The organism is Rhodococcus sp. Z13_19A (genome assembly GCF_058133575.1).
Genome location: NZ_JBYUNN010000001.1, coordinates 145,630 through 159,686, shown reverse-complemented (window position 1 = coordinate 159,686; position 14,057 = coordinate 145,630). Strand labels below are relative to the sequence as shown.

The 14,057-nt window shown below is 74.0% G+C and carries 13 protein-coding genes; 5 read left to right on the top strand and 8 right to left on the bottom strand.

Annotated features, from left to right (window positions below):
* Positions 1-17 precede the first annotated feature (17 nt).
* Both AC3YNX_RS00780 and AC3YNX_RS00775 read right to left on the bottom strand, forming a co-directional pair.
* On the bottom strand, positions 18-1,103 hold the full coding sequence (locus AC3YNX_RS00780) for an adenosine deaminase (RefSeq protein WP_127783892.1): 1,086 nt from the start codon (positions 1,101-1,103) through the stop codon (positions 18-20).
* Entirely contained in the window at positions 1,100-2,329 is a 1,230-nt protein-coding gene (locus AC3YNX_RS00775; protein WP_489994328.1) for a primosomal protein, read from the bottom strand. The genes AC3YNX_RS00780 and AC3YNX_RS00775 overlap by 4 nt, the downstream gene beginning before the upstream one ends.
* A 96-nt stretch (positions 2,330-2,425) precedes the next feature.
* On the opposite strand from AC3YNX_RS00775, the gene upp reads away from it, so the two are divergent.
* Complete coding sequence (upp, locus tag AC3YNX_RS00770; RefSeq protein WP_127783890.1) at positions 2,426-3,049, top strand: uracil phosphoribosyltransferase; 624 nt, start codon at positions 2,426-2,428, stop codon at positions 3,047-3,049.
* A 22-nt stretch (positions 3,050-3,071) separates the two neighbouring features.
* Here the strand turns inward: upp and AC3YNX_RS00765 are convergent, their stop codons facing one another.
* Genes AC3YNX_RS00765 through AC3YNX_RS00755 form a run of 3 tightly spaced genes read right to left on the bottom strand, consistent with a single transcriptional unit; the run spans position 3,072 to position 4,809 of the window.
* A complete protein-coding gene (locus tag AC3YNX_RS00765; RefSeq protein ID WP_127783889.1) occupies positions 3,072-3,722 on the bottom strand; it encodes an alpha-ketoglutarate-dependent dioxygenase AlkB family protein in 651 nt (216 codons plus the stop codon).
* On the bottom strand, positions 3,719-4,336 hold the full coding sequence (locus AC3YNX_RS00760) for a methylated-DNA--[protein]-cysteine S-methyltransferase (RefSeq protein WP_489994327.1): 618 nt from the start codon (positions 4,334-4,336) through the stop codon (positions 3,719-3,721). The genes AC3YNX_RS00765 and AC3YNX_RS00760 overlap by 4 nt, the downstream gene beginning before the upstream one ends.
* Positions 4,333-4,809, bottom strand: coding sequence for an RNA polymerase sigma factor (locus AC3YNX_RS00755; protein WP_489994326.1), 477 nt, complete (start codon positions 4,807-4,809; stop codon positions 4,333-4,335). Before AC3YNX_RS00755 ends, AC3YNX_RS00760 begins: the two co-directional genes overlap by 4 nt.
* A gap of 139 nt (positions 4,810-4,948) precedes the next feature.
* Here AC3YNX_RS00755 and AC3YNX_RS00750 point away from each other — a divergent pair, with 139 nt between their 5' ends.
* Entirely contained in the window at positions 4,949-5,497 is a 549-nt protein-coding gene (locus tag AC3YNX_RS00750; protein ID WP_127783886.1) for a hypothetical protein, read from the top strand.
* A 70-nt stretch (positions 5,498-5,567) separates the two neighbouring features.
* Here AC3YNX_RS00750 and AC3YNX_RS00745 read toward each other — a convergent pair whose 3' ends face one another.
* Positions 5,568-6,005, bottom strand: coding sequence for an SRPBCC family protein (locus AC3YNX_RS00745; protein ID WP_241248956.1), 438 nt, complete (start codon positions 6,003-6,005; stop codon positions 5,568-5,570).
* Positions 6,006-6,272: 267 nt separating this feature from the next.
* On the opposite strand from AC3YNX_RS00745, the gene AC3YNX_RS00740 reads away from it, so the two are divergent.
* A complete protein-coding gene (locus AC3YNX_RS00740) occupies positions 6,273-7,196 on the top strand; it encodes an aldo/keto reductase (protein WP_489994959.1) in 924 nt (307 codons plus the stop codon).
* On the opposite strand, the gene AC3YNX_RS00735 is transcribed toward AC3YNX_RS00740, so the two are convergent.
* Together AC3YNX_RS00735 and AC3YNX_RS00730 are read right to left on the bottom strand one after the other, a co-directional pair.
* Positions 7,193-8,875 carry a phospho-sugar mutase gene (locus AC3YNX_RS00735; RefSeq protein ID WP_489994325.1) on the bottom strand — a complete coding sequence of 561 codons (1,683 nt, stop codon included), beginning with the start codon at positions 8,873-8,875 and terminating at the stop codon, positions 7,193-7,195. The genes AC3YNX_RS00740 and AC3YNX_RS00735 overlap by 4 nt on opposite strands.
* Positions 8,872-9,705, bottom strand: a complete 834-nt coding sequence (locus AC3YNX_RS00730; RefSeq protein WP_489994324.1) for a purine-nucleoside phosphorylase — start codon at positions 9,703-9,705, stop codon at positions 8,872-8,874. Before AC3YNX_RS00730 ends, AC3YNX_RS00735 begins: the two co-directional genes overlap by 4 nt.
* 98 nt (positions 9,706-9,803) lie before the next feature.
* Between AC3YNX_RS00730 and mutA the strand changes: the two genes are divergently transcribed.
* Positions 9,804-11,729, top strand: coding sequence for a methylmalonyl-CoA mutase small subunit (gene mutA / locus AC3YNX_RS00725; protein ID WP_489994323.1), 1,926 nt, complete (start codon positions 9,804-9,806; stop codon positions 11,727-11,729).
* On the top strand, positions 11,726-14,056 hold the full coding sequence (gene scpA, locus AC3YNX_RS00720) for a methylmalonyl-CoA mutase (RefSeq protein WP_489994322.1): 2,331 nt from the start codon (positions 11,726-11,728) through the stop codon (positions 14,054-14,056). The genes mutA and scpA overlap by 4 nt, the downstream gene beginning before the upstream one ends.
* Position 14,057: the final 1 nt, after the last annotated feature.

Sequence of the window (14,057 nt, the reverse complement as noted above, 5' to 3'; positions counted from 1 at the left end):
GCCTGGACGACCTGGACCTATCCGACCAGCACAGCGTAGCCGGGCTTGATCACCTCATCGATGAGGGCCAGCCGTTGGTCGAACGGCAGGAACGAGGACTTCATCGCGTTGATGGTGAACCGCTGCAGATCGGTCCAGCCGTAGCCGAAGGTCTCCATCAGCTTGGCCATCTCCGAGCTCATGGTGCAGTCGCTCATCAGCCGGTTGTCGGTGTTCACGGTCACGCGGAAGCGCAGGTCGGCCAGCAGCCGGAACGGGTGCTCGGCCAGCGAGGCCACCGCCCCTGTCTGCACGTTCGACGACGGGCACAGCTCCAGCGGGATCCGCTTGTCCCGGACGAAGGACGCCAGCCGCCCCAGCTGCGCGGTGCCGTCCTCGGCGAAGGTGATGTCGTCGGTGATCCGCACCCCGTGGCCGAGCCGCTCGGCGCCGCACCACTGGATGGCCTGGTGGATCGACGGCAGCCCGAAGGCCTCGCCGGCGTGGATGGTGAAGTGTGCGTTGGCCTGGCGCAGGTACTCGAAGGCGTCCAGGTGACGGGTGGGGGGGTAGCCCGCCTCGGCGCCGGCGATGTCGAAGCCGACCACGCCGTCGTCGCGGAAGCGCACGGCCAGCTCGGCGATCTCCCGCGACCGAGCCGCGTGGCGCATCGCGGTGACCAGCACCCCGATGCGGATGGGGTGACCCAGCTCGGCCGCCTCGGCCATGCCCGCCCGGAAGCCGTCGAGCACCGCCTGGACCACCTCGTCCAGGCTCAGCCCGTCCTCCATGTGCTGCTCGGGGGCGAAGCGGGACTCGGCGTAGACCACCCCGTCGGCGGCCAGGTCGAGGGCACACTCCCGGGCCACGCGGACCAGGGCGGACCGGCTCTGCATCACCCCGACGGTGTGGGTGAACGTCTCCAGGTATCGCTCCAGCGACCCGGAGTCCGCCGACTCCCGGAACCAGCGCGACAGGCTCGCCGGGTCGTCGGCGGGCAGGTCGCGGTAGCCGCCCTCGCGAGCGAGGTCGAGCACGGTGGCCGGGCGCAGGCCACCGTCGAGGTGATCGTGCAGCAGCACCTTCGGCGCGAGCCGCAGCGCCTCCCCGGCCGGCGTGGTCATCGCCGTCGCAGCCGGTCGTCGAAGCCGGCCTCCAGCTCGCGCCAGGCCGCCGCCTCGCCGTCGAAGGGCGGGCTGGGGGCCAGCCGGGTCGGGTTGGGCCGGAGCACGAAGTCCACGAACCAGCCCAGCGGGGAGGAGCTCACCAGCGCGACGTCCACCGAGTCGTCCCCGGCGGCGTCCGCGGCGTCGGTGAACAGCTCCACCGCCAGCTCCAGCTGCGCCGGGTCGACCGCGCTCGGGCCGTCGGCGATGTCGTCGGCGATGCCGGGCAGCACGTAGGTGTTGTCGTCGGAGACGGTGATCTCCAGCTCGCCGGCCACGGCGGCCTGCTGCACCTCCTCGAAGGTGCTCAGCGCGGCCATGTCGTGGTCGGTGTCCTCGGCGAGGAACCGAGCCAGCGCCCGCGGGGAGGTGAAGACGTCGATCTTGCCGCCGCTGCCGAGGAAGAGAGGCTTGTCGTCGAGGTAGCAGCGCAGCGAGTGCAGCTCCTCGCCGCTGGTGATGATGGTGATCGGGTCGATGCCGACGTTCTCCCAGAAGCCGTCCTCGTGCGCCGCGTCGGCGTCGGGCTCCTCGTCCACGTCCACCACGTCGAGGTCGTCGGTCTCCTCGGGGTCGTCGTCGGGCTGGGCGGCGAGGAGCTCGTCCCGCGCGGTCTCCAGCGCCTCCTCGTCCACCTCAGGCACGAACACCAGCCCGTCCAGGGCGTCGAGCACGTCGTCCCAGCGCTCGGCCAGCACGGTGCCGAGGTCGTCCCAGAGCTTGCGGCCGTCCTTGCCGAGGAACGCCGTCGGCCCGGCGGGCAGCGCGGCGAAGCCGTCGGTGGAGTCCAGCACCTCGGTGACCTTGTCCAGCTCGCAGACCTCGGCGAGCGCACCGACCATCTGCAGCACGTCGTCGAGCTGGTTCACCGTCCAGGCGTCGGGCTCGCCGGCGGCCAGCTCGGGCACTCCCACGATGTCGTAGCGGTGGTCCTCGTCCGGCTCCAGCTCGGCCACGGCCAGGCTGGTCACCGCCGGCCACGCCGGGTGCTCCACCAGGTCGTGCTCGTCCACCGTCCGGATGAAGGCAGCCAGCTCGGCGACCTCGTCGAAGCAGTAGAGGTGCTCGCCGTGCCCGAGGAAGGCTTCCCACTCCTCGCCGTCTTCCCGCCAGCGCGGCGCCCAGAGGGTGAGCACGTCACCCTCGGTGAGTCCGAGCTCGACCGGAACGATGTCCTGTGCCATGGGGGCGAGCCTAGTGGCGACCGGGTGTGCCGGTTGCAGAGGCAGGCCGGCACCGGCGGCAGCGAGCCCGGCAGGCGCGCCGCATATCCTGCCCGCATGCACGTGCATCTGCTCGACCACCCGCTGGCCGCTGCTCGACTCACCACGATGCGCGACGCGCGCACCGACAACGCGGGCTTCCGAGCAGCGCTGGGGGAGCTGACCAAGATGCTGGTCTACGAGGCCACCAGCACCGCCCCGGTCCGCGAGTTCGACGTCCTGACCCCGCTCACCACCACCACCGGGTACGCCCTGGCCAAGCCGCCGCTGCTGGTCCCCGTGCTGCGCGCCGGGCTGGGCATGGTGGAGCAGGCGCACGCGCTGATCCCGGAGGCGCAGATGGGCTTCGTCGGCATGGCCCGGGACGAGGAGACCCACCAGCCGGTCACCTACCTGCAGTCCCTGCCCGACGACCTCTCCAGCACCCCGGTGTTCGTGCTCGACCCGATGCTGGCCACCGGCGGGTCGATGGTGGGCACCGTGGAGCTGCTCACCGGCCGCGGCGCCACCGACATCACCGTGCTGTGCGCGCTGGTCGCCCCCCAGGGAGTGCAGCGGCTGGAGGACAGCGGGCTGCCGATCCGGCTGATCACCGCCAGCATCGACGAGGACCTGGACGAGAACGCCTACATCGTGCCGGGCCTGGGCGACGCCGGTGACCGCCAGTTCGGTCCCCGCTAGCCCACGGCTGGGCCCCGCCCGGTCAGCCCAGGCCGGACACCCGCAGGGTGATGTTCAGCCGGCCCCGCGGCAGGCCGATGGGCAGCTCGCAGCTGCCGGGCAGGGTGCGCACCACGCCGTGAAAGGCGAAGCGGGACGGTCCGCCAAAGACGAACAGATCACCCGAGCGCAGCTCCACGTCGGTCCACGGCCGGTTGCGGTTCTCGGTGTTGCCGAACCGGAAGACGGCGCTGTCGCCCAGGCTGAGGCTGACCACCGGGTCGTCGGCGCGCTCGTCCTTGTCCTGGTGCAGCCCCATCTTGGCGGTGTCGTCGTAGTAGTTCACCAGCGCCACGTCTGGCCGGTAGTCCGGGGCCGGCCGCCCGTGCGCGGCGGCCACCGCCTCCCGGCCCAGCTCGCCCAGCCAGTCCGGGAACGGGGTCACCGGGGCGTCGTCGACGTCCACCGCAGTGCGGGTGTAGCGGTAGGGCGACCAGTGCCAGCCCAGGCACACCGTCTGCACGCTCATCTGGCCACCGCCGGGTGTGCGGGCGGCGCGCATCGGCGCCGGGGCGGCCGACCACTCCCGGCAGGCGCGCACCAGGCGGCGCTGCGCGGCGAGGTCCAACCAGTCGGGCACGTGCACCGCACCGGGGGCCACCTCGGTGCGCACGCGGGGGAACAGCTCGCTCACGCGGCGGTTCCCGCGCTCTCCAGCTCCAGCAGCGCGGTCTTGGCGGCCAGCCCACCGAGGTAGCCGCCCAGGGTGCCGTCCGACCGGAGCACCCGGTGGCAGGGGATCACCACCGGCAGGGGGTTGGTGGCGCAGGCGCTGCCCACCGCGCGCACCGCGCGGGGGCTGCCGGCCGCGACGGCGAGACCGCGGTAGCTGGCGGTGCGTCCATAGGCGATCTCCCGCATCCGGTCGAGCACCTGGCGCCGGAAGCCGGAGCTGAGCCGCAGGTCCACCGGCACCGTGAAGGTGCGCCGCTGCCCCGCGAAGTACTCGGCGAGCTCGCGGGCGGGCTGGTCCAGCCGGGCAGGTGCGTGCAGCACCCGAGGGCTGATGCGGGTGGCGAGTGCGGCGAGCACCGCGTCGTGGTCCTCACCGGCGAAGGCCACCCGCACCAGGCCCTGCTCGGTGGCCACCAGCAGCAGCGACCCGACGGGGCTGTCCACCGTGCGGTAGGCGAGGTCGAGCAGCCCGGCGGCGTCGGCGTCGGCGGCCAGCCGGGTGCGGAGGTGGTGCAGGGCGGGTGCCTCGTCGGCGGCTGGGAAGAGCTCCGCAGCGGGCTCGGGGCTGGTCATGGGCGGGCTCCTCGTGGGTAGCGGGCGCGCAGCGTCTTCATGCCGTCGGCCGCGGCGCGGCGGGCAGCGCTCTCGGTGTTCTCCAGCAGCACGGCCACCTCGGCGAACGGCAGGCCACCGACGTGGTGGTACGCGATGGCCTCGCGCTGCTTGCGGGGCAGCGTCGCCAGCGCCGACCACAGCGCGTCGTCCCGGTGCGCGGGGTGCGGGGCCGGGTCGGCCGCCTCCGGCACCTCGGCCACCGGCAGCGGGGTGCGGGCGCGCGTGCGGTGCACGTCGATGGCCTTGCGCTTGGCGATGGTCACCAGCCAGGCCTGGACGTTGGCGTCCTCGGGCAGCTGCGGGTAGGCGCGCAGCGCGGCCAGGAAGGTCTCCGACCAGGCGTCCTCGGCCTCGTCGGGGCCGAGGACGGCGCGACACACCCGCAGCACGGTGGCGCCGTGCTCGCGGACGACGTGCTCGAAAGGTCTCATGGCCACGTCCAGTAGACGCCGCGGGAGCGGCAGACGTGAGATCGCCCCCCGTGCTCGTCGGGCGTGGCCGCACCGCCTGTGGTCGACTCGTCGGGCACTGACCAGCAGAAATGATCGACAGACGACCCAGGGGGACACGATGTCTGAGCGCAACACGGTGATCAGGGCGATGCACGACCTGGGGGGTGCGGCCTGGTTCGGCGGGTCGCTGATGGGCGCGGTCGGACTCAACGGTGCCGCCTCGGACGTGGCCGACCCGGCAGAGCGGTCCCGGGTGGCCGCGGCGGGCTGGGCCCGGTGGGCGCCGGTCAACGCGGTGGCCATCGGGGCGCACCTCGTCGGGGGGCTCGGCCTCGTCCTGGTCAACCGCGGCCGGCTGGCCGGGCAGAAGGGGGCCACCGCCAACACGGTGGTCAAGGCGGCGCTCACCGCGGCGGCCGTGGGGGCCACCGCCTACAGCGGGACGCTGGGCGCCAAGGTCGCCCAGGCCGGCCAGACGCCGGCCGCCGGCGCGACCACCCCGGCGGGCAGCACCCCGGAGGCGGTCGCCCAGGCGCAGAAGCAGCTCGCCGTGACGCAGTGGGCCATCCCGGTGCTCACCGGCGCGATCATGGTGCTCGGTTCCCAGCAGGGCGAGCAGCAGCGCCCCGCCGACCTGCTCCGCGGCCTCGCCGACCGACTGGTCTGAGGGCCCACCCCGGACGCCGGTCGGGCCACCTCGCGGACGTGGCCCGGCTGGTGCTCGGCGGCAGCTCAGCTCAGCGTGCGCGGCCCTCGGCCAGGGCACACAGCCGCCGCAGGCTCTCCGTGTTGCGCGGCCAGATGCTGGCCCAGCGCAGCGGGTAGGGGACGAGGCGGCCGGGACCCCGGATCGCGTCCTCGGCCATGGTGACCAGCGTGCCGCCGTCGCGGGGCTCGGTGGTCACCACCACCCGGGCCTCACCGCCGGGGTTTCCGCGGGCCTGCAGCTCCAGGCAGCGGCCCGGGTCGACGCTGACCACCGAGGTGGAGTCGTTCAGGGTGAGCGGCCAGACGCCGACGGAGTGGTACAGCTTCGACTCCGGCTGCGGCCAGCTCTTGTCCACCTCACGAATGGTGGAGGTGCCTACCACCCAGCCGACGTAGAGCCAGCCGTCGTTGAGCACGTCCCACACCTGCTCCGGGGTTGCCGTCGTCGTGCGGGTCACGGTGATCACGGACGTGCTCCTCTGCTGGGGCCGGTTGCCGCGCTCGACCCAGGACTGGGTGGCGTCGGCGCCCTTGCAGGATAGGGGCGCCCCCACCGTCCTGCGCGGTGACGACGCTCCAGTTGACGCGCTGGCGCGCAGCGAGAAGCGTGCGTGAGCACCCGATCGTGACGTGTTCTGCCCAGCCTGAGGAGCGCGCCCGTGACACCTGGCGACCAGACCTTGCCCACCCGCTGGCTCGGCGACCTGGAGGTGAGCGCGCAGGGCCTCGGCTGCATGGGCATGAGCGCCTTCTACGGCCCGCGCGACGACGCCGAGTCCACCGCCACCATCCACGAGGCGCTGGACCTCGGCGTGACGCTGCTGGACACCAGCGACATGTACGGCCCGCACACCAACGAGCGGCTGGTGGGCGCGGCCATCGCCGGCCGGCGCGAGCAGGTGGTGCTGGCCACGAAGTTCGGCATCACCGTGGACGCCGACGGCAACCGCGGGGTCAACGGCACCCCGGCGTACGTGCGCTCCTCCTGCGACGGCTCGCTGCAGCGGCTGGGGGTGGACCACATCGACCTGTACTACCTGCACCGGGTGGACCCGGACACGCCGATCGAGGAGACGGTGGGGGCCATGGCCGAGCTGGTGACGGCCGGCAAGGTGCGCCACCTGGGGCTGTCGGAGGCTGGTGCGGTGACGCTGCGGCGCGCGCACGCCGAGCACCCGATCGCTGCGCTGCAGAGCGAGTGGTCGCTGTGGAGCCGCGACATCGAGCCGGAGATCGTGCCCACCGCCCGCGAGCTGGGCATCGGGATCGTCGCGTACTCCCCGCTGGGCCGCGGCTTCCTCACCGGTGCCATCACCTCCCCGGACGACCTGGCCGACGACGACTTCCGCCGGGCCAACCCGCGCTTCGCGGAGGAGGCCTTCGAGGCCAACATGGCGGTGGTGCGCGGGCTGGAGGAGCTCGCCCGGGAGCGCGGCGTCACCGCGGGTCAGCTGGCCCTGGCCTGGGTGCAGGCCCGCGGCGAGGACGTGGTGCCGATCCCGGGCACCAAGCGCCGCACCTACCTGGAGCAGAACGTGGCGGCGGCGACGCTGGCGCTGACCGACGACGACCTGGTGCGCATCGACGCCCTGGCCCCGGCGGAGGCCTTCACCGGCAGCCGCTACCCCGCCGCCGCCATGCGCGGGCTGGGCATCTAGCCAGCGTCCGGCTGCCCGGGGACTGGCGGCTCGGGGGCACCGAGCAGCGCCAGCACCTCGGCGCGGAGGCGCTCCAGCCGGGCCGCTGCCTGGGCCCGCGCCGCGGGCAGGCTCGCCCGGTCGGCCACCGGCGCCACCACCTCCAGGTAGCACTTGAGCTTGGGCTCGGTGCCGGACGGGCGCACCACCACCCGGACGTCGGCGCCGCGGAGCACCACCGCGTCGGTGCGCGGACGCAGGTCCTCGGCGGCCACCGTGCTGCCGTCCAGGGCTGCGGGCAGCGCCGCCCGCAGCCGCTGCATCATCGCCGAGCTCTGCTCCACGTGCTGCACCCGCACCGACACCTGGTCGCCGGCGTGCAGGCCGTGGCGCAGGGCGAGCTCGTCCAGCACGTCCGGCAGCCCGCGGCCCTGCGCCCGCAGCGTCGCCGCCAGGTCGCAGGCCAGCACGGCCGCGGAGATGCCGTCCTTGTCACGCACCGCGTCCGGGTCCACGCAGTAGCCGATGGCCTCCTCGTAGGCGTAGACCAGCCCCTCGCCGGCGCGCACCAGCCACTTGAACCCGGTGAGCGTCTCCGCGTGCCGGGCTCCGTGCTCGGCGGCCACCGCGGCCAGCAGCCGTGAGCTGACCACCGTGCTGGCCACCAGCGGGTCGGCGGCGTCCGCGGTATCTGGGGCGCCGGGGGCGGCGCCCAGGGTGGACAGCACGTGCTGGCCCAGCAGCACCCCCAGCTCGTCGCCGCGCAGCATCCGCCAGCCGTCGGGCGTGGGCACCCCCACCGCACAGCGGTCGGCGTCCGGGTCCAGGGCGACGGCCAGGTCGGCGTCCACCTCCGAGGCCAGCGCCAGCAGCAGGTCGCAGGCGCCGGGCTCCTCGGGGTTGGGGAAGGCCACGGTGGGGAAGTCCGGGTCGGGCTCGGCCTGCGCGGCCACCACGTGCACGTCGGTGAAGCCGGCCCGCCGCAGCGCCTCGACGCCCGCCTGCCCGCCCACCCCGTGCAGCGGGGTGAGCGCCACCCGCAGCCGGCGCTCACCCCCGCGGGGCAGGGCGGCCACCCGGCCCAGGTAGGCCTGCAGCAGCGCCTCCGCCGGCCCCGCGTCCGGCTGCGGGTCGGGCTGGCGGGGCACCTGGTTGGCCGGGCCGACCGCGGCGGTCGCGGTCTCGATCTCGGCGTCGGTGGGTGGCACCAGCTGGGCCCCGCCGGCCAGGTAGAGCTTGTAGCCGTTGTCGGCGGCGGGGTTGTGCGAGGCGGTCACCTGCACCCCGGCCACCGCGCCCCAGGCGCGCACCGCGAAGGCCAGCACCGGCGTGGGCAGCGGCCGGGGCAGCTGGCGCACCGCGAAGCCGGCGGCGCGCAGCACCTGGGCCGTGGCCTCGGCGAACGCCGCGGAGCCGTGCCGGGCGTCGCGGCCCACCACCACCACGCCGCCGCCGTGGCCGTGCTCGCCCAGCCAGCGGGCCAGCCCGGCGGTGGTGCGCACCACCACGGCCACGTTCATCCCGTTCGGGCCAGCGCGGACCGGCCCGCGCAACCCCGCGGTGCCGAAGCGCAGCGGCCCGGCGAAGCGCTGGGCCAGCTCCGGGGCGTCCGCGGCAGCCAGTGCGGCCAGCTCGACGCGGGTGGACTCGTCCGGGTCGCCGTCCAGCCAGTCCTGCACCTGCTGCGGGGTGGGGTTCACAGGCGGCTCAGCAGGCCGTGCAGCAGCGCGCCCATGTCCTCGGTGGCCGCAGCGCCCGCGGCGAGAACCTCCGCGTGGTCCAGCGGCTGGCCGGTGATGCCGGCGGCCAGGTTGGTCACCAGCGAGATACCCAGCACGTCAGCGCCGTCGGCCCGGGCGGCGATGGTCTCGTGCACGGTGGACATGCCCACCAGGTCGGCGCCCAGGGTGCGCAGCATCCGGATCTCCGCCGGCGTCTCGTAGTGCGGGCCGGGCAGCCCGGCGTAGACGCCCTCGGTGAGCGTGGGGTCGAGCTCGCGGGCCGCCGCGCGCAGCGCGGGGGAGTAGGCGTCGGTCAGGTCCACGAAGCGCGGGCCCACCAGCGGGGAGCGGGCGGTGAGGTTGAGGTGGTCGGCGATGAGCACCGGCTGGCCCACCGCCATCCCCTGGCGCAGCCCGCCCGCGGCGTTGGTGAGCACCACGGTGCGCACGCCCGCCGCGCACGCCGCCCGCACCGGGTGCACCACGTCGGCCAGGTCGTAGCCCTCGTAGGCGTGGATGCGCCCCAGCAGCACCAGCACCCGCACGCTGCCCACCTGCACCGACCGCACCGCGTTCGCCTGCCCCGCCACGCTGGGGGCGGTGAAGCCGGGCAGCTCGCTCATGGCGATCTCGGCGTCGGCGGTGCCCAGCCGGTCGGCGGCGGGGCGCCAGCCCGAGCCCAGCACCACGGCCACGTCGTGGTGGCCGTGGCCGGTGCGCTCGGCGATGGCCGCAGCGGCGGCCCGGGCCGCGCCGGCGGGGTCGGTGGAGACGTCGGACGGTGGGGTGCTCGCACGGGGAGAGGTCACGCTCGCAGACCCTAGGACGTCCTGCGCCGGCGGTGCCCGGTCGCCGCAACCGGAGGTGCTTGGACGTGGCCTGGCACACGGCCATTAGCATCACCGGAATGACGACGGAGTCTGCACACGACGACGCGGGGCTGCCGGCCAGCGCGCTGGTCGGCGCATCGGACGGCATCGACCCCCAGGCACTCGCGGCCTGGCGCAAGGCGGTGGCCGGCGTGCTGGCCAAGTCCCGCCGGGTGGAGCCGGCCGAGCTGGGCGAGGAGCCCGAGCGCCTGCTGGACACGCTGACCTACGACGGGATCACCGTCGCCCCGCTCTACACCCCTGGCGACTCGCTGCCCGAGCACCCGCTGCCCGGGGTCGCGCCGTTCACCCGGGGCCGCAACCCGCGCCCGGACGTGACGGTGGGCTGGCACGTGCGCACCCGGGTGGGCCGCGGCGTGGGCGCTGACGCCGACGCCGAGAAGCTCAACCAGGCGGTGCTCACCGACCTGGAGAACGGCGTCACCTCGCTGTGGCTGTCCCTGGGCGGGGACGACATGGCGATCTCCGCGCTGCCCAAGGTCCTCGAGGGCGTGTACCTGGACCTGGCCCCGGTGGTGCTGGACGCCGGCGCCGACTTCGCCGCCGCCGCGCAGGCCTTCCTGGACGTGGTCGACGCCAGCGGGGAGTTCGAGTCCGCCGACGTGGAGGCCTCCCTCGGCGCCGACCCGCTGACCGTGCTCATCCGCACCGGCCAGGACGTCATGCCCGCCGCGGTGGAGCTGGCCCAGCAGGCGGTGGAGCGTCCGGGTCTGCTGCGCAGCCTGGTGGTGGACGGCACCGTGTTCCACGACGCCGGCGCCAGCGACGCCCAGGAGCTGGGCGCGAGCCTGGCCGCCGGGGTGGAGTACCTGCGGGCCCTCACCGACGCCGGCCTGGAGGTCGCCGAGGCCCTGGCCCAGATCGACTTCCGCCACGCCGCCACGGACGACCAGTTCCAGACCATCGCCAAGCTGCGCGCCGGTCGCCGGCTGTGGGCGCGGGTGGCCGAGGTCGTCGGCGCCGCCGCGGCCGGTGGCGCCCGCCAGCACGTCGTCACCTCCGCGGCGATGATGAGCCAGCGCGACCCCTGGGTGAACATGCTGCGCACCACCGTCGCCGCCTTCGGCGCCGGCGTGGGCGGGGCGGACGCGGTCACCGTGCTGCCCTTCGACGCGGCCCTGCCCGACGGCGCACCGGGGGTCTCCGACGCCTTCGCCGCGCGCATCGCCCGCAACACCCAGCTGCTGCTGCTGGAGGAGTCGCACCTCGGTCGCGTGGTCGACCCGGCCGGTGGCTCCTACTACGTGGAGCAGCTCACCGACCAGGTCGCCGAGACGGCGTGGGCGTTCTTCCAGGAGCTCGAGGCGGCCGGCGGCTTCCGCGCGGCGCTGGACAAGGGTCTGCTGGACGAGCGCATCGCCGTCACCCGCGAGCGTCGCAAGGACGACATCGCGCACCGGCGCACCGCCCTCACCGGCGTCAACGAGTTCCCCAACCTGGACGAGGACCCGGTCGCCAACCCCGGGACCACCGGGGACACGGGCGCGCTGCCGGTGATCCGCTACGCCGCGGCGTTCGAGCGCCTGCGGGACCGCTCCGACGCGCACCTGGCCGCCACCGGCTCGCGGCCCACGGCCTTCCTGGCCACCCTGGGCCCCATCGCCGAGCACAACGTGCGGGCCGGCTTCATCACCAACCTGCTGGCCAGCGGCGGCATCGCGGTGGTCAACCCGGGTCCGCTGGACTCCGCCGACGCCGTCCGCGCGGCCTTCGCCGCGGCGGAGAGCCCGGTGGCCGTCGTCTGCGGCACCGACAAGCGCTACGGGGCCGACGGCTCCGCTGCGGTGGCCGCGCTGCGCGAGGCCGGGGCGGGCCAGGTGTTCGTCGCCGGGGCCAAGAAGGGCTTCGCCGACAACGAGCACCAGCCCGACGGCTTCCTGGGCGTGGGCATCAACGCCGTCACCGCACTGACCGGACTACTCGAGACCTTGGGGGTCAAGTGAGCATCCCGAACTTCGCCGAGGTCGAGCTGGGCGGGGACGCCGCCGAGACGGCCCCCACCGTCGCCGACACCGAGCAGTGGACCCAGGCCGCGGCCACCGAGGCGGGCCAGCCCGCCGAGGAGCTGGTGTGGAGCACCCCCGAGGGCATCGACGTCAAGCCGGTGTACACCCGCGCTGACCTCGAGGAGATCGCCAAGCCCAGCGACGGCGAGCCGCCGTACCCGCTGGGCAGCTTCCCCGGCGCGGTGCCCTACCTGCGTGGGCCCTACCCCACGATGTACGTCAACCAGCCGTGGACCATCCGCCAGTACGCGGGCTTCTCCACCGCCTCGGAGTCCAACGCCTTCTACCGCCGCAACCTCGCGGCCGGGCAGAAGGGGCTGTCGGTGGCCTTCGACCTGGCCACCCACCGCGGCTACGACTCCGACCACCCACGGGTGGCCGGCGACGTGGGCATGGCCGGGGTGGCCATCGACTCCATCTACGACATGCGCGAGCTCTTCGACGGCATCCCGCTGGACCAGATCAGCGTCTCGATGACGATGAACGGTGCGGTGCTGCCCATCCTGGCGCTCTACGTGGCCGCGGCGGAGGAGCAGGGGGTGGAGCCGGAGAAGCTGGCCGGCACCATCCAGAACGACATCCTCAAAGAGTTCATGGTGCGCAACACCTACATCTACCCGCCGAAGCCGTCGATGCGGATCATCTCCGACATCTTCGCCTACACCAGCGAGCGGATGCCGCGCTACAACTCCATCTCCATCTCCGGCTACCACATCCAGGAGGCCGGAGCCACGGCCGACCTGGAGCTGGCCTACACCCTGGCCGACGGCATCGAGTACATCCGGGCCGGCCTGGCTGCCGGCATGGACGTCGACGCCTTCGCCCCGCGGCTGAGCTTCTTCTGGGCCATCGGGATGAACTTCTTCATGGAGGTGGCCAAGCTCCGCGCCGCCCGCCTGCTGTGGGCGGAGCTGGTGGCCGAGTTCGAGCCGAAGAACGCCAAGTCGCTGAGCCTGCGCACGCACAGCCAGACCTCGGGCTGGTCGCTGACCGCACAGGACGTGTTCAACAACGTGGGACGCACCTGCATCGAGGCGATGGCCGCCACGCAGGGCCACACCCAGAGCCTGCACACCAACGCCCTGGACGAGGCGCTGGCCCTGCCCACGGAGTTCTCCGCCCGCATCGCCCGCAACACCCAGCTGGTGCTGCAGCAGGAGTCCGGCACCGTGCGCCCGATCGACCCGTGGGGCGGCTCCTCCTACGTGGAGAAGCTCACCCACGACCTCGCCGCCCGCGCCCGCGCGCACATCCGCGAGGTGGAGGAGGCCGGCGGCATGGCGCAGGCCATCGACGAGGGCATCCCCAAGCTGCGCATCGAGGAGGCGGCGGCGCGCACCCAGGCGCGCATCGACTCCGGCCGCCAGCCCGTGGTGGGCGTGAACAAGTACGTGCCGGGCGAGCCCGACACCGTCGAGGTGCGCCGGGTGGACAACGCCCAGGTGCGCCGCGAGCAGCTGGACAAGCTGGAGCGGCTGCGCGCCGAGCGCGACAACGACGCCGTCGAGGCTGCGCTGGCCCAGCTCACCCGCGCCGCCGCGGCCACCGAGGGCGGCATGGAGAACAACCTGCTGGCCCTGGCCATCGACGCGGCCCGGGCCAAGGCCACGGTCGGGGAGATCTCCGAGGCGCTGGAGAAGGTCTACGGCCGGCACGCAGCGGAGATCCGCACCATCAGTGGTGTCTACCGGGACGAGGCGGGATCGGTGTCCAACATCAAGCACGCCACCGAGCTGGTGGAGCAGTTCGCCGAGGCGGAGGGCCGTCGCCCCCGCATCCTGGTGGCCAAGATGGGCCAGGACGGGCACGACCGCGGCCAGAAGGTCATCGCCACCGCGTTCGCCGACATCGGCTTCGACGTGGACGTCGGCCCGCTGTTCCAGACGCCGGAGGAGGTGGCCAACCAGGCCGCCGACGCCGACGTGCACATCATCGGGGTGTCCTCGCTGGCTGCCGGTCACCTCACCCTGGTGCCGGCGCTGCGCGACGCCCTCGCCGAGGTGGGTCGCCCGGACGTGATGATCGTCGTGGGTGGCGTCATCCCGCCGGGGGACTTCGACGAGCTGTACGCGGCCGGGGCCACGGCGATCTTCCCGCCCGGCACCGTCATCGCCGACGCTGCCGCGGGGCTGCTGGTCAAGCTGGCCGAGCAGAACGGGCACACCCTGCAGGGTGCGGACGCGCAGTCGGTGGACACCGGGGCCACGAGCAGCTCGGCCACCCGCACCGCACCGGCCCAGCCGACCGACACCGCCGACGCCTGAG

Coding starts and splice junctions, on each gene's coding strand:
- AC3YNX_RS00780 (WP_127783892.1), bottom strand. CDS start 1,103: ATGACCACGCCGGCCGGGGAGGCGCTGCGGCTCGCGCCGAAGGTGCTG.
- AC3YNX_RS00775 (WP_489994328.1), bottom strand. CDS start 2,329: ATGGCACAGGACATCGTTCCGGTCGAGCTCGGACTCACCGAGGGTGAC.
- upp (WP_127783890.1), top strand. CDS start 2,426: ATGCACGTGCATCTGCTCGACCACCCGCTGGCCGCTGCTCGACTCACC.
- AC3YNX_RS00760 (WP_489994327.1), bottom strand. CDS start 4,336: ATGACCAGCCCCGAGCCCGCTGCGGAGCTCTTCCCAGCCGCCGACGAG.
- AC3YNX_RS00755 (WP_489994326.1), bottom strand. CDS start 4,809: ATGAGACCTTTCGAGCACGTCGTCCGCGAGCACGGCGCCACCGTGCTG.
- AC3YNX_RS00750 (WP_127783886.1), top strand. CDS start 4,949: ATGTCTGAGCGCAACACGGTGATCAGGGCGATGCACGACCTGGGGGGT.
- AC3YNX_RS00740 (WP_489994959.1), top strand. CDS start 6,273: ATGGGCATGAGCGCCTTCTACGGCCCGCGCGACGACGCCGAGTCCACC.
- mutA (WP_489994323.1), top strand. CDS start 9,804: ATGACGACGGAGTCTGCACACGACGACGCGGGGCTGCCGGCCAGCGCG.